The organism is Tistlia consotensis USBA 355, from assembly GCF_900177295.1.
GTDB classification, from domain to species: Bacteria; Pseudomonadota; Alphaproteobacteria; order Kiloniellales; family DSM-21159; genus Tistlia; species Tistlia consotensis.
On sequence record NZ_FWZX01000010.1, the window covers coordinates 1 to 12,256 of the forward strand.

Below are 12,256 nucleotides of genomic sequence, written 5' to 3' on the forward strand. Positions count from 1 at the left end.
AGCCGCCCGGTCAGCCACATCACTTCGACATTGCAGCCGGCCTCACGCTCGATGCGCCGGCTCGATTGGACCCGGTTGAGATAGCCGTAGACGTAGAGCTTCAGCAGCACCGCAGGATGATAGCTCGGCCGTCCAGTCGCCGCAGGATCGACACCGCCGAAGCCCAGCGCGGCGAGATCCAGCTCCCCCACGAAAGCATCGATCACCCGAACCGGATTATCCTGGTGCACCCAATCTTCGAGGCTTTCCGGAAACAGTGTCGACTGATTGCGATCCACACCCTCGACAAAGCGCTTCATCACCGCCCCCGTCGGCTCCGACGAGGAATCGTAGCAGCCGACGCGTTTTCACACAGCCAGGGTCAACTGCGGTCGGTCGCTGACGCCCGACAGTTCACGCTGGGCAGGCGACCGTCGATGCGACAGCGGTGCTCGACGATGAACCGGCTCGGAACAGCCCAGGCGGCCAAACGAGAGGAAGCAAGGCCTTCTCCGCGTCCGAGGCCAAGGCGCTGCCGCAGGTGGCGCAGAAGCGGCGGGCCCGGCCCCGCGCGGATGGAGGGCATGCCCCTGGGTCCAGGTCCAGGCGGCGGCGCTCGCCTTGCGCCTCCGGGACGACAGATCGGGGTATGGGCTGGTGGCCCGCGGCTCGCCCCGCCCCGCCCCTACACCCGCTCGATCACCATCGCGATGCCCTGGCCGACGCCGATGCACATGGTGCAGAGCGCGTAGCGCCCCTGCCGCCGCGCCAGCTCGTAGGTCGCGGTGGTGACCAGGCGGGCGCCGCTCATGCCCAGGGGGTGGCCGAGGGCGATGGCGCCGCCGTTGGGGTTGACCCGGGCGTCGTCGTCGGCGAGGCCGAGGTCGCGCAGCACGGCGAGGCCCTGGGCGGCGAAGGCCTCGTTGAGCTCGATCACGTCCATCTGCTCGAGCTTGAGGCCGGTCTTCTCCAGCACCTTGCGGCTGGCCGGCGCCGGGCCCATGCCCATGATGCGCGGCGGCACGCCGGCGGTCGCGGTCGCGACGACCCGGGCGCGCGGCGTCAGGCCCTGGGCCTTCGCCGCTGCCTCCGAGGCGACGATCGCCGCGCAGGCGCCGTCGTTGACGCCCGAGGCGTTGCCGGCGGTGACGGTGCCGCCCTCGCGCCGGAAGGGGGTCGGCAGCCTGGCGAGCTGCGCCAGGGTCGTCTCGGGGCGCGGGTGCTCGTCGGCCTCGACGACGACGGGGTCGCCCTTGCGCTGGGGGATCGTCACCGGGACGATCTCCTCGGCCAGGCGCCCGGCCTCGATCGCCGCCTTGGCGCGCTGCTGGCTGCGGAAGGCGAAGGCGTCCTGGTCCTCGCGGCTGATCCCGAAGTCGGCGGCGACGTTCTCGCCGGTCTCGGGCATCGAATCGACGCCGAAGACCTGCTTCATCTGCGGGTTGACGAAGCGCCAGCCGATCGTCGTGTCGTAGATCTCGGCCTTGCGCGAGAAGGCGGTCTCGGCCTTCGGCAGGACGAAGGGCGCGCGCGACATCGACTCGACGCCGCCGGCCAGCCAGAGCGCGCCCTCGCCGGCCTTGATCGCCCGCGCCGCGGTGCCGATCGCGTCCATGCCCGAGCCGCAGAGGCGGTTGATCGTCGAGCCCGGCACGCGGTCCGGCAGGCCGGCCAGCAGCACGGCCATGCGCGCGACGTTGCGGTTGTCCTCGCCGGCCTGGTTGGCGCAGCCCAGGATCACGTCGTCCAGCGCCTCCCAGTCGAGGCCGGGGTTGCGCGCGGCCAGGGCCTTGATCGGCACGACCGCCAGGTCGTCGGCGCGGACGCCGGCGAGGGCGCCGCCGAAGCGGCCGATGGGCGTGCGGACGGCATCGCAGATGAAGGCCTCAGACATGGGCGGCGGCTTTCTCCGGCTGGGGGGCGGCGACTTCCTTCAGGCTGTCGGCGACGGCGAGCGGGGCGGCGGTGGCGGCCCTGACCTGCTCGACCGGGACGCCCGGCGCGATCTCCTGCAGGAGGAAGCCCGAGGCGGTGACGTCGAAGACGCCGAAGGTCGTGAAGACCCGCTTGACCACGCCGGGCGCGGTCAGGGGATAGCTGCAGCGCTCCATCAGCTTGGGCTCGCCCTCGCGGGTCGTGTGCTCGGTGATGACCAGCACGTTGCGCACGCCGGCGACCAGGTCCATGGCGCCGCCGACCGCGGGGATCGCGCCGGCAGCACCCGTCGACCAGTTGGCGATGTCGCCGTTGGCCGCGACCTGCATGGCGCCGAGGATACAGTAGTCGATGTGGCCGCCGCGGATCATCGCGAAGGAGTCGGCGTGGTGGAAGAAGGCGGCGCCGGGCAGCAGGGTCACCGGCTTCTTGCCGGCGTTGATCAGGTCCGGGTCCTCCTGGCCGGGCTCGGGCGCCGGGCCGAAGCCGAGGATGCCGTTCTCGGTGTGATAGACGACCTCGCGCCCCGCCGGCACGTAGTCGGCGACCAGCTCGGGGATGCCGATGCCGAGGTTGACGTAGGCGCCGTCGGGGATGTCCTGGGCGGCGCGCCAGGCCATCTGGGCGCGGCTGAGCCCGGTTCGGGTCTTGTCGCTCATGGGTAGCTCACTCCCTGCTCGATCAGGGCCGATTCCTGGGCCGGCTCCGGCACCTCGACGACGCGGCCGACGAAGATGCCGGGGGTCACGACGTGCTCCGGGTCGATCTCGCCGGCCGGCACGAAGCGGCGGACCTGGGCGATCGCGGTCTTCGCGGCCATGCACATGACCGGGCCGAAGTTGCGCCCCGCCTTGTTGAAGGTCAGGTTGCCGAAGCGGTCGCCGAGCTCGGCGCGGACCAGCGCGAAGTCGGCCCTGATCGCCCGCTCCATGACGTAGGTGCGGCCGTCGAAGTCGCGCGTCTCCTTGCCCTCGGCCAGCACCGTGCCGGCGCCGGTCGGGGTGTAGAAGGCCGGCACGCCGGCGCCGCCGGCGCGGATCCGCTCGGCCAGGGTGCCCTGGGGCACCAGCTCCAGCTCGATCTCGCCCTTGCGGTAGAGCTCCGGGAAGACCTTGGAGTTGGAGGAGCGCGGGTAGGAGCAGACCATCTTCGCGACGCGCCCGGCCTTGATCAGCGCGGCCAGGCCGACCTCGCCGTTGCCGGTGTTGTTGCTGACCACGGTCAGGCCGCGCGCGCCCTGGTCGATCAGGCCGTGGATCAGCTCGATCGGGCTGCCCGACTCGCCGAAGCCGCCGATCAGCACCATCGCGCCGTCCTGCACGTCCGCCAGCGCCGCCGGCACGTCCGGCACCCGCTTGTCCATCATGGCCTGGCCACCCGCTGTCCCGTCATCCCGCGTTCCCTCTTCCGGCGGCGCGCCCGCGGCTTCGCGGCGCTCCCGTCCGATTTTCGGCGTTCGAATAGCACGGCCGGGGCCCCGGCAGAACCCGCCAGACGGAAGGGCCGGCCTGCGCGAGTGTCCCCTCTCCGCCCCCCCGGGGCGGAGAGGGTCAGGGAGAGGTGGGGGGCCGGCCGATCGACGGGCTTACAGCGGGCCGTATCTTGGCACCCTCGCAGCGGGCGACGCGGGACGGCCCTGGCCTTCTGCACGCGATGGGCCTGCAAGAGGCAACGTCGCACTCCCCCACCTCTCCCTACCCTCTCCGCCCCCGAGGGCGGAGAGGGAAAGTCGGCGGGCATCTTACCGAAGCTCCGCGCGCAGCCGTTCCGCGACCTCGTCGACCGCGGCGGCGACCGCGGGCGTGAGCGGCGCACCGGCCTCGAAGCAGGCGCCCTCGACGGCGTAGAGGATGCAGCGCGGCGGCAGCAGGCCGAGCGTCCGACCCAGCCCGACCGCCTCGGCCAGGCCCAGGCCGTGGCTGCTGACCGGGGCGGCGTCGGGCGCCTGGGCCGACACGCCGAGGTCGAAGCGGCGGATCGTCCCGGCCGGGGCACCGGAGACGCAGGCATCGACCAGGAAGGCCGCGGCCGCGCCTTCCAGCCGCGCCAGCAGGGCCGTCGCCTCGCCCTCGGCCTCGACCACCTCGATCCCGGGCGGCAGCCTGCCGCCGAGGAGGGCCCGGGCGACGGCGCGGCCCAGGCCGTCGTCGCCGCGGTCCGGGTTGCCGAGGCCGATCACCAGGCAGCGGCCGGCCGCCTCCGCCCCCGCCCCCGCCCCCGCCACGGGCCTCAGCCCCGGTCCATCGTCAGCTTCAGGAAGTGCGTCGCGCAGGAGATGCAGGGGTCGTAGTTGCGCACGGTCAGCTCGCAGCGCTCGCGCAGCGCCTCGTCGGGCAGCTCGAGGCAGCCCTGGATGTGCGCGACCAGGTCCTCCTCGATCGCCGCCTGGTTCTGCGAGGTCGGCGGCACGATGCGCGCCTCGGCGACGCTGCCGTCCTCGGCCAGGCGGTAGCGGTGCCAGAGCAGGCCGCGCGGCGCCTCGGTCGCCGCGCAGCCGCTGCCGGCGCGCGGCTCGACCGGCACGGCGGGGGCGTCCGGCTCCTCGTAGCTCTCGATGATGCGCAGCGCCTCGTCGCAGGCGTAGAGCACCTCGACGGCGCGCACGACGATGCTGCGGTAGGGGTTGCGGCAGACCGCGCCCAGCCCGGCCTCCGTCGCCGCCTCGCGGGCCAGGGGCGACAGGCGGTCGGCGTTGAGGGCGTAGCGGGCCAGCGGGCCGACCAGGTAGCTCTCGCCGCTCTTCAGCCGCGCCTGCAACGCCGTCGAGCGGGCGACGTGGATCTCCTCGAAGTGGTTCTCCCAGTCCGCCGCCTCGATGTCGAGGCCGCGGCCGGAGACAATGCGGCCCTCGTTGAAGGGGTACTCCCCGGGATGGCGGAGCGCGACGAAGAGGTAGTCGCGCTCGGCCTCGGGGAAGTCGAAGCCGGCGACCCAGCGCACCGTCTCCAGCGCCGCCTCGCGCGCCCATTTCAGGCGCTCGGCCAGCGGCGCCAGCTCGCGCCGCCTCGGCACCCGGTAGAAGCCGCCGACCCGGACGTTGATCGGGTGGATCTCGCGGCCGCCGACGAGAGTCAGAATCTCGTTGCCGACCTTCTTGAGCTGCAGGCCGCGCTTGACGATCTCGCCGTGGTCGCCGGCCATGTCGATCGCGCCGGCGTAGCCCAGGAAGTCGGGGGCGTGCAGCAGGTAGGCGTGCAGCGTGTGGCTCTCGATCCATTCGCCGCAGTAGAGCAGCCGTCGCAGCGCGCGCAGCGGCCCCTCGACCGTGACGCCGAGCGCCCGCTCCAGGGCGTGGACCGAGCTCATCTGGTAGGCGACCGGGCAGATGCCGCAGATCCGCGCGGTGATGTCCGGCACCTCGCCGAAGGCGCGGCCGCGCAGGAAGGCCTCGAAGAAGCGCGGCGGCTCGAAGATCGAGAGCGCGGCCGACTGCACCCGGCCGTCGCGCACCACGACCTCCAGCGCGCCCTCGCCCTCGACCCGGGCGAGGTAGTCAACCCTGATCGTCTTGCGGCTCGTCTTGCCGGCCATGGCGCTGGCTCTCCTGGCGGAACTCGGGGGCGTTGGCGTTGAAGCTGCGGTAGACGCGCCCGAGCTGCCCGCCGTCCATGCCGAGCGCGGCCAGGCGGCCGCTCAGCGAGGCGGGGTTCGGCGTCTCCTTCGGCCCGAAGCAGCCGTAGCAGCCGCGGTCGTAGGCCGGGCAGAGCGCGCCGCAGCCGGCGTGGGTCACCGGCCCCAGGCAGGCCGTGCCGTGGGCGACCATGACGCAGACCGTGCCGCGCAGCTTGCATTCGACGCAAACGCTGTGCGCCGGCGTCACCGGCCGCCGCCCGGCCAGGAAGGCCGAGACGACCTCGAGCAGCTGCCGCTTGGAGATCGGGCAGCCGCGCAGCTCGAAGTCGACCGGCACGTGCTCGGCGATCGGCGTCGAGGTCGCCAGGGTCGCGATGTAGTCGGGCCGGGCGTAGACCGCTGCCGCGTACTCCGCGACGTCGGCGAAGTTGCGCAGGCCCTGGATGCCGCCGGCCGTGGCGCAGGCGCCGATCGTCACCAGCCTGCGCGAGCGCCGGCGCACCTCGCGGATCCGCTCGGCGTCGTGGGCCGTGGTGATCGAGCCCTCGACCAGCGACAGGTCGTAGCGGCCCTCGATGCGGCCGCGCGTCGCCTCCATGAAGTAGGCGATGTCGAGGGCGCCGGCGACCGCCAGCAGCTCGTCCTCGCAGTCGAGCAGGCTGAGCTGGCAGCCGTCGCAGGAGGCGAACTTCCAGACGGCGAGGCGGGGCTTCCTGGTCGGGCTCGCCACGGCTCAGAGCTCCCGGATCTTGAGGCGCGCGCGCAGCCGGTCGTAGGACATCACCGGCCCGTCCTTGCAGACGAAGTCGGCGCCGAACTGGCAGTGGCCGCACTGGCCGATCGCGCAGCGCATGTTGCGCTCCATCGAGAGGTGGATGCGCGGCTCCGGCACCCCGGCGTCGAGCAGGGCGTCGGCGGCGAAGCGCATCATCACCTCGGGCCCGCAGACCAGGGCGACGCTGCTCACCGGCTCGAAGGCGATCCGCGGCAGCAGCCTGGTCACCACGCCGACGCTGCCGCGCCAGTCGCCGGCGGCCCTGTCGACCGTCACCTCGATCTCCAGGTCGAGCTGCCGCCGCCAGCGCTCCAGCTCGCGCCGGAACAGGATGTCGGCCGGGCTGCGCGTGCCGTAGAGCAGCGCGACGCGGCCGTAGCGGGCGCGCTCGGCGCGCAGCCGGTAGAGCGCCGGGCGCAGCGGCGCGAGGCCGAGCCCGCCGGCCATGACCACGACGTCGGCGCCGGCCGCCTCGGCGACCGGCCAGGCGCTGCCGTAGGGCCCGCGCAGGCCGACCGCCGCGCCCGGGCGCAGCGCCGCCAGCGCCGCGCTGACCGCGCCGACGGCGCGCACCGTGTGGCGGATCGGCCCCGGCGCCGCCGGGTCGCCGCTCATCGAGATCGGCACCTCGCCGAGGCCCGGCAGGTAGAGCATGTTGAACTGGCCCGGCGCGAAGCCCGCCCAGCCATCGGGCGGCGCCACCTCCAGGGTCCAGACGTCCGCGGTCTCGCGCCGCCGGCCGACGACCCGGGCGACGGCCGGCAGCATCGGATCGGTCGCCGCGGCTCCTGCCGCCATCGCGCTCATGCCGGCGGCGCGTAGAGGTCGAGCAGCTGCAGGCGGGTGGCGTGCAGCCGCTCGACCAGCACGGGGACGAAGCGCTTCATCAGCTCGTAGCCGAGGTCGTGGTCGCGCTCGGCCTTGTCGCGCAGGCAGCGGGCGTCGAGGGCGATCGCGCGAACCAGCTCGGCGGCGCGCGCGTCGTAGGTCCAGCGGTAGGGCGGCACCAGCCAGGAGACGCCGACGATCTCGCCCTCGTGGACGGTCTGGAAGGTCAGCGCGCCGCGGCCCGGCGCCGAGATCTCCAGGGCGACCGTGCCGTGGCGAACCAGGTAGAGCTGGTCGGCCGGCTCGCCCTCGCGGCAGAGGTACTGCCCGGCCTCGAAGCGGACGTTGCGCGCGCAGCCGCGGATCAGCGAGCCGAAGGCCGGCTCCAGCCCTTCGAAGAAGCGATGCTCCAGGATGTAGCGCTCCAGCGTCTCGACCGTCATCCCGCGCTCTCCGGATTCTTCTCGCCGCGGATCGCCGCGACCTCCTCGGTGATGTCGATGCCGACCGGGCACCAGGCGATGCAGCGCCCGCAGCCGACGCAGCCCGAGACGCCGAACTGGTCGTACCAGGACGCCAGCTTGTGGGTCATCCACTGCCGGTAGCGCGCCTTGGTCGAGCCGCGCACCGTGCCGCCGTGGATGTAGGAGAAGTCCAGGGTGAAGCAGGAGTCCCAGCGCCGCACCCGCGCGGCCGTCTCGCCGCTCAGGTCGCTCGTGTCCTCGACCGTCGTGCAGAAGCAGGTCGGGCAGACCATCGTGCAGTTGGCGCAGCTCAGGCAGCGCTCGGCGACCTGGTCCCAGCGCGCGTGCTCCTGGTTCTCCTGCAGCAGGGCCTTGATGCCCCCGGTCTCCATGCGTCGGCCCATGCGGCCGGCGGCGCGCTCGCTGACGGCGCGGGACGCCGCGAGGTCGGCCGCCTCGGCCGGACGGGCGTCGAGCCGCTCCGCCAGCGCCCGGCCGCGCTCGCTGCCGACCTCCAGCAGGAAGCGATGCCCGGCCGCGTCGAGCAGCTCGGTCAGCGCCAGGTCGTAGCCGCCGCGCGCCCGGGGGCCGGTCTCCATCGAGACGCAGAAGCAGGTGCCCGCGGGCTCGCCACAGTTGACCGCGACCAGGAAGCTGCCGGCGCGCCGGCGCGCATAGTGCGGGTCGGCCTGCGGGCCCTCGAGGAAGGTGCGGTCCTGGACCGCGATGGCCGCCAGCTCGCAGGCACGCACGCCGAGGAAGGCGGTCGGCTCCGGCTCGTCCGCCGCGGCCTCGACCGAGAAGCCGTCGGCCTCGCGCCGCGTGCGGAACAGCGTCAGGTGCGGCGGGTGCAGCTCGCGCTTCCAGGAGTGCGGGCCGACGGCATAGCCGAACAGCGCCGCGTCGCCACGCTCGACCAGCCGGTAGCGGCCGCCGTCCTGCTCGTCGCCCCAGCCGGCCGGCAGGTCGTCCAGGCCGGCGATCGCGTCGTAGACGATCGCCCCGTCGCGCCGGGTCGGCCCGAGCACGCGGTAGCCCTCGGCGGCCAGGGCCTCGATCAGGCCCTGGAGTCCTTCGAGCGTCAGCACGGCGGGACGGTCGCTGGTCATCGGCTCTCGGCGTCTCGCATCCTCGTCGGCTGCCGGCGGTCATGCTCCCACATTGCCCCGCGACGGTTAAGGCCTTTCGGGGGTCAGAGGCCGAGAGCGCGACAATCGGCACGGACGCTCAGCCGGCCAGGCGGGCGGCGGCGTCCTCGTCCCCGGCCTGCAGCAGCTCGAGCAGCTGCCGGCGGGTGCGCGGCAGCGGAGCGTCGTCCGGGAGCAGTCCCCGGCTTCCGAGCAGCCGCCCGACCTCCCAGACCAGCGGCCGGCGCAGGTGCAGGCGCTTGAGCAGATCGGCGTCCTCGAAGACGGCGTCGGCGCTGCCGGCCGCCGCGACCCGGCCCTCGCCGAAGATCGCGATGCGGTCGGCCCAGCCATAGGCGAGATCCATGTCGTGGGTCGTCAGCACGATCGTCGTGCCGCGCCCCGACAGCCGGTCGAGCGCCGCCATCAGGTGGGCGACGCCGAGCGGATCGAGGCCGGCGCCCGGCTCGTCGAGCAGCAGCACCTCCGGACGCATCGCGACGATGCCGGCCAGCGCGACGCGCTTGCGCTGGCCGAAGGAGAGCATGTGGGTCGGCCGGTCGGCGAGCTCGGCGATGCGCAGCGTCTCCAGGGCCTCGGTGATCCGTTCGCGCACCTCGGCCTCTCCGAGGCCCTGGTTGAGCGGGCCGAAGGAGACGTCCTCGAAGACCGTGGCGGCGAAGAGCTGGTCGTCGGGATCCTGCAGGACCAGGCCGACGGCGCGGCGCCAGTCGGCGAGCGCGGCCCTGTCGTAGCGCGCCGGCGCGCCGTGCAGCCGGACCTCGCCGGCAGCCGGGCGCAAGCTGCCGTTGAGCAGCAGCAGCAGCGTGCTCTTGCCGGCGCCGTTCGCGCCCAGGATCGCCAGCTTCTCGCCCGGCCGGACGGCAAGGTCGACACCGTCGAGGGCCCTCACGGCGCCGGGATAGCTGTAGGAGACGCCGGCCAGCTCGAGCATCAGGCGCCGAGCCTCGCCAGCGTCGCCAGCGCCGCCAGCCCGCCGAGGATCATCCCGAGCCTGAGCGCCGAGACCGGCTGCTCCTGCCTGAGGAAGCACAGCGCGCCGTCGTAGCCGCGCGCCGCCAGCCCGGTCTCCAGGCGCCGGGCGCGGCCGAGCGTGCGCGGCAGCAGCGCCGCCAGCAGCAGGCCGAGCGAGCGGAGGCTGCGCCGGTAGCCGACGAAGCCGAGGCGGTTGGCCTGGGAGCGCAGGCCCTCGGTGAGGCAGTCGAGCGTCACCCAGATGATCCGCAGCATCAGGAAGGCGATGTCGCCGAGCTCGCGGCCGAGTCCGCCGCGCCGCAGCAGGTGCAGCAGGTCGGCGAGCGGCGTGGTTAGGGCGAGGCCGAGCAGGGCGGCGATGCAGGCCAGGCTGCGCAGCGCGACGAAGGCGGCCGGCTCCAGGCTCCCGACCGGCCAGGCGAGGCTCGGCAGGCCGCCGTGGAGGGAGAGGCTGGTCGCCTGGGCCAGCGAGCCGGCCAGCACGAAGCCGACGGGCACGCGCGCCGCCCGCCAGAGGTCACGCGGGCCGACGCGCGCGCCGAGGGTCAGCAGCGCGACCGCCGCGGCCAGGACCGCCGCCTCGACCAGGAAGCTCTCCGCGGTCAGGGCGACGGCCATGGCGCCGGTCGCCGCGATCAGCTTCTCGGCGGCCGGCAGGTGGCGGTAGCGGCTGGTCTGGGCGTGGCGGTCAATCAGGCGCATGGCCGGGCACGTCCGGCGACGGCCTGCGGTCGAGCTCGCTCAGCGCCCGCCTGCGGCCGAAGTAGTAGCCGAGCAGCCCGGCGCCGAGCGCGGCCTGCAGGGCGAACAGCAGGCTCTCGATCTCGCTGCTCGGCGGCACCCAGAGCGGCGCCGCCCAGGGCACGTAGCCGGGATCGATCCTGGTGATCAGCTGCTCGGCCTGCCCGTCGGAGCCGGAGAACGCCGCGTGCGGACCGTGGATCAGCAGCGGCGCGACGGCCAGGGCGACGACGGCGGCGAGCAGCAGCAGGTTGCGTCTCAGCATCAGGCGCTCCTCCGCGACAGCACCGACAGGGCGCTCAGCTCGCCGGCGCTGTACTTGCCCAGCAGGTTCATGACGACCACGGTCAAGAGGCCCTCGCTGATCGCCAGCGGCACCTGGGTGACGGCGAAGACGCCGAGGAACTTGCCGGCCGCGCCGGCCACCCCGCCGGCCGGGTCGGGGAAGGCCAGCGCGAGCTGGAAGGAGGTCACGACGTAGGTCGAGAGGTCGCCGAGCGCCGCCGCGAAGAAGATCGCCACGGCCAGGCTGGCCCCGGCCGCGCTCAGGCCGCGGTAGAGGCCCCAGGCGACGAAGGGCCCGACGATGCCCATCGAGAAGATGTTGGCGCCGAGCGTCGTCAGGCCGCCGTGCGCCAGCAGCAGCGCCTGGAACAGCAGGACGATGGCGCTGAGCACCGTCGTCACGGTCGGCCCGAAGAGCGAGGCCGCGAGGCCGGTGCCGGTGGGATGCGAGCAGCTGCCGGTGACCGAGGGCAGCTTCAGCGCCGAGAGGACGAAGACGTAGGCGCCCGAGGCGCCGAGCAGCAGCTTGACCTCCGGATGCTGGCGCACGACGCGCCGGATCCGGACCGCGCCGGCGGCCACGAAGGGCGCCGAGGCGAGCGCCCAGCCGACGCAGTGCGTGGCGGGCAGGAAGCCTTCCATGATGTGCATGAATCCCTCCGATCCAGGCTGACGGGACGCGTGTCGCGGCCGGCGGAAGGCGTCGAGCGGTTCGACTCCATAGCCCTCGGGAACGCCCCGTCCCGCACGGCAATGACACGGTCGCTGGCAGGTCTCCTGGCTCGCGGGTCGCTGTCCGACGCCGACCTTCCCGGGTTGCCCCAGTGGTCTCGCTGCGACGTCGAACTATCCGCTCACAGTTGCGGGGGCAGCCACGGTCTTGGCCCCGATTGGGTCGTCCGCACCGTGTTCCCTATTAATCCCCTGGACTTGGTCCGTCGGGGAACCATCGACGGCCGGACGATAGGCCTGTGCTCGGCGGCCGGTCAAGACGTGCCGCCGGCGGCCTGCGCGGGCGATACGCCCGGCCCCGGATGCGCTAGGCTGCCGGCTCCGAACCGGGGAGCCAGCCGTGCAGCGAATCACGATCACGATCGACGACGACCTGCTGGAGGCCGTCGACGCGCTGGGCGCGCGGCGCGGCTACGCCAGCCGCTCCGAGACCCTGCGCGACCTGCTGCGCGACGCCCTGACGCGGCAGCAGGTCGGCCTCGACGCCTCGACGCCCTGCCTCGCCGCGCTGTCCTACGTGTACGAGCACGAGACCCGGGATCTCGCCCGCCGGCTGACCACCGCGCAGCACCATCACCACGATCTCTCGGTCTCGACCCTGCACGTGCACTTGGACAGCCACGACTGCCTGGAGGTCGCGATCCTCAAGGGCACGGTGGGCGAGGTCCGCGCGCTGGCCGACAGCGTCGTGACCCAGCGCGGCGTGCGGCTCGGCAACCTGCACGTCATCCCGGCCGAGACCGGTGCGGCCCATCCCCATGCCGATCACCGGCAGGCTGGCCGCAGCGAGGACTGACCCGCCGCGCTCGTATGATTTTTTT

General features: G+C 73.5%; 15 protein-coding genes and 1 riboswitch. Of the genes, 1 reads left to right on the plus strand and 14 read right to left on the minus strand.

Translation table 11 applies throughout. The features are described 5' to 3' along the window. The 14 genes from B9O00_RS13570 to B9O00_RS13635 form a co-directional block, all read right to left on the minus strand. Positions 1–299 (minus strand): transposase (locus B9O00_RS13570; protein ID WP_143596232.1); only part of this gene is annotated, 299 nt, incomplete at its 3' end. Between the two features lie 365 nt (positions 300–664). After that, positions 665–1,873 (minus strand): 3-oxoadipyl-CoA thiolase, encoded by a 1,209-nt coding sequence (pcaF, locus tag B9O00_RS13575; RefSeq protein WP_085123230.1) that lies wholly within the window; start codon positions 1,871–1,873, stop codon positions 665–667. After that, positions 1,866–2,573: a 3-oxoacid CoA-transferase subunit B gene (locus B9O00_RS13580; RefSeq protein ID WP_085123231.1), complete on the minus strand. Its 708-nt coding sequence runs from the start codon at positions 2,571–2,573 to the stop codon at positions 1,866–1,868. The genes pcaF and B9O00_RS13580 overlap by 8 nt, the downstream gene beginning before the upstream one ends. Next, positions 2,570–3,280: a 3-oxoacid CoA-transferase subunit A gene (locus B9O00_RS13585; protein ID WP_089229765.1), complete on the minus strand. Its 711-nt coding sequence runs from the start codon at positions 3,278–3,280 to the stop codon at positions 2,570–2,572. Before B9O00_RS13585 ends, B9O00_RS13580 begins: the two co-directional genes overlap by 4 nt. Positions 3,281–3,655: 375 nt before the next feature. Continuing rightward, positions 3,656–4,138, minus strand: a complete 483-nt coding sequence (locus B9O00_RS13590) for a hydrogenase maturation protease (protein WP_085123232.1) — start codon at positions 4,136–4,138, stop codon at positions 3,656–3,658. A gap of 5 nt (positions 4,139–4,143) precedes the next feature. Continuing rightward, complete coding sequence (locus B9O00_RS13595; RefSeq protein ID WP_085123233.1) at positions 4,144–5,445, minus strand: Ni/Fe hydrogenase subunit alpha; 1,302 nt, start codon at positions 5,443–5,445, stop codon at positions 4,144–4,146. Beyond that, positions 5,408–6,217 carry an NADH-quinone oxidoreductase subunit B family protein gene (locus B9O00_RS13600; RefSeq protein ID WP_085123234.1) on the minus strand — a complete coding sequence of 270 codons (810 nt, stop codon included), beginning with the start codon at positions 6,215–6,217 and terminating at the stop codon, positions 5,408–5,410. Before B9O00_RS13600 ends, B9O00_RS13595 begins: the two co-directional genes overlap by 38 nt. Before the next feature lie 3 nt (positions 6,218–6,220). Beyond that, positions 6,221–7,060 carry an FAD/NAD(P)-binding protein gene (locus B9O00_RS13605; protein WP_179243979.1) on the minus strand — a complete coding sequence of 280 codons (840 nt, stop codon included), beginning with the start codon at positions 7,058–7,060 and terminating at the stop codon, positions 6,221–6,223. A gap of 5 nt (positions 7,061–7,065) precedes the next feature. Then, entirely contained in the window at positions 7,066–7,533 is a 468-nt protein-coding gene (locus tag B9O00_RS13610; RefSeq protein WP_085123236.1) for a cyclic nucleotide-binding domain-containing protein, read from the minus strand. Further along, positions 7,530–8,663, minus strand: a complete 1,134-nt coding sequence (locus tag B9O00_RS13615) for a 4Fe-4S dicluster domain-containing protein (protein WP_085123237.1) — start codon at positions 8,661–8,663, stop codon at positions 7,530–7,532. Before B9O00_RS13615 ends, B9O00_RS13610 begins: the two co-directional genes overlap by 4 nt. A gap of 118 nt (positions 8,664–8,781) precedes the next feature. Beyond that, a complete protein-coding gene (locus tag B9O00_RS13620; RefSeq protein ID WP_085123238.1) occupies positions 8,782–9,636 on the minus strand; it encodes an energy-coupling factor ABC transporter ATP-binding protein in 855 nt (284 codons plus the stop codon). Beyond that, positions 9,636–10,379 carry a CbiQ family ECF transporter T component gene (locus B9O00_RS13625; protein WP_085123239.1) on the minus strand — a complete coding sequence of 248 codons (744 nt, stop codon included), beginning with the start codon at positions 10,377–10,379 and terminating at the stop codon, positions 9,636–9,638. Before B9O00_RS13625 ends, B9O00_RS13620 begins: the two co-directional genes overlap by 1 nt. Beyond that, positions 10,366–10,683, minus strand: coding sequence for an energy-coupling factor ABC transporter substrate-binding protein (locus tag B9O00_RS13630; protein ID WP_085123240.1), 318 nt, complete (start codon positions 10,681–10,683; stop codon positions 10,366–10,368). The genes B9O00_RS13625 and B9O00_RS13630 overlap by 14 nt, the downstream gene beginning before the upstream one ends. Further along, positions 10,683–11,354 carry an energy-coupling factor ABC transporter permease gene (locus B9O00_RS13635; protein WP_085123241.1) on the minus strand — a complete coding sequence of 224 codons (672 nt, stop codon included), beginning with the start codon at positions 11,352–11,354 and terminating at the stop codon, positions 10,683–10,685. Before B9O00_RS13635 ends, B9O00_RS13630 begins: the two co-directional genes overlap by 1 nt. 99 nt (positions 11,355–11,453) lie before the next feature. Next, a riboswitch (cobalamin riboswitch) is annotated at positions 11,454–11,669 on the minus strand. 106 nt (positions 11,670–11,775) lie between these two features. Between B9O00_RS13635 and nikR the strand changes: the two genes are divergently transcribed. Continuing rightward, entirely contained in the window at positions 11,776–12,231 is a 456-nt protein-coding gene (gene nikR / locus B9O00_RS13640) for a nickel-responsive transcriptional regulator NikR (protein WP_085123242.1), read from the plus strand. Positions 12,232–12,256: the final 25 nt, after the last annotated feature.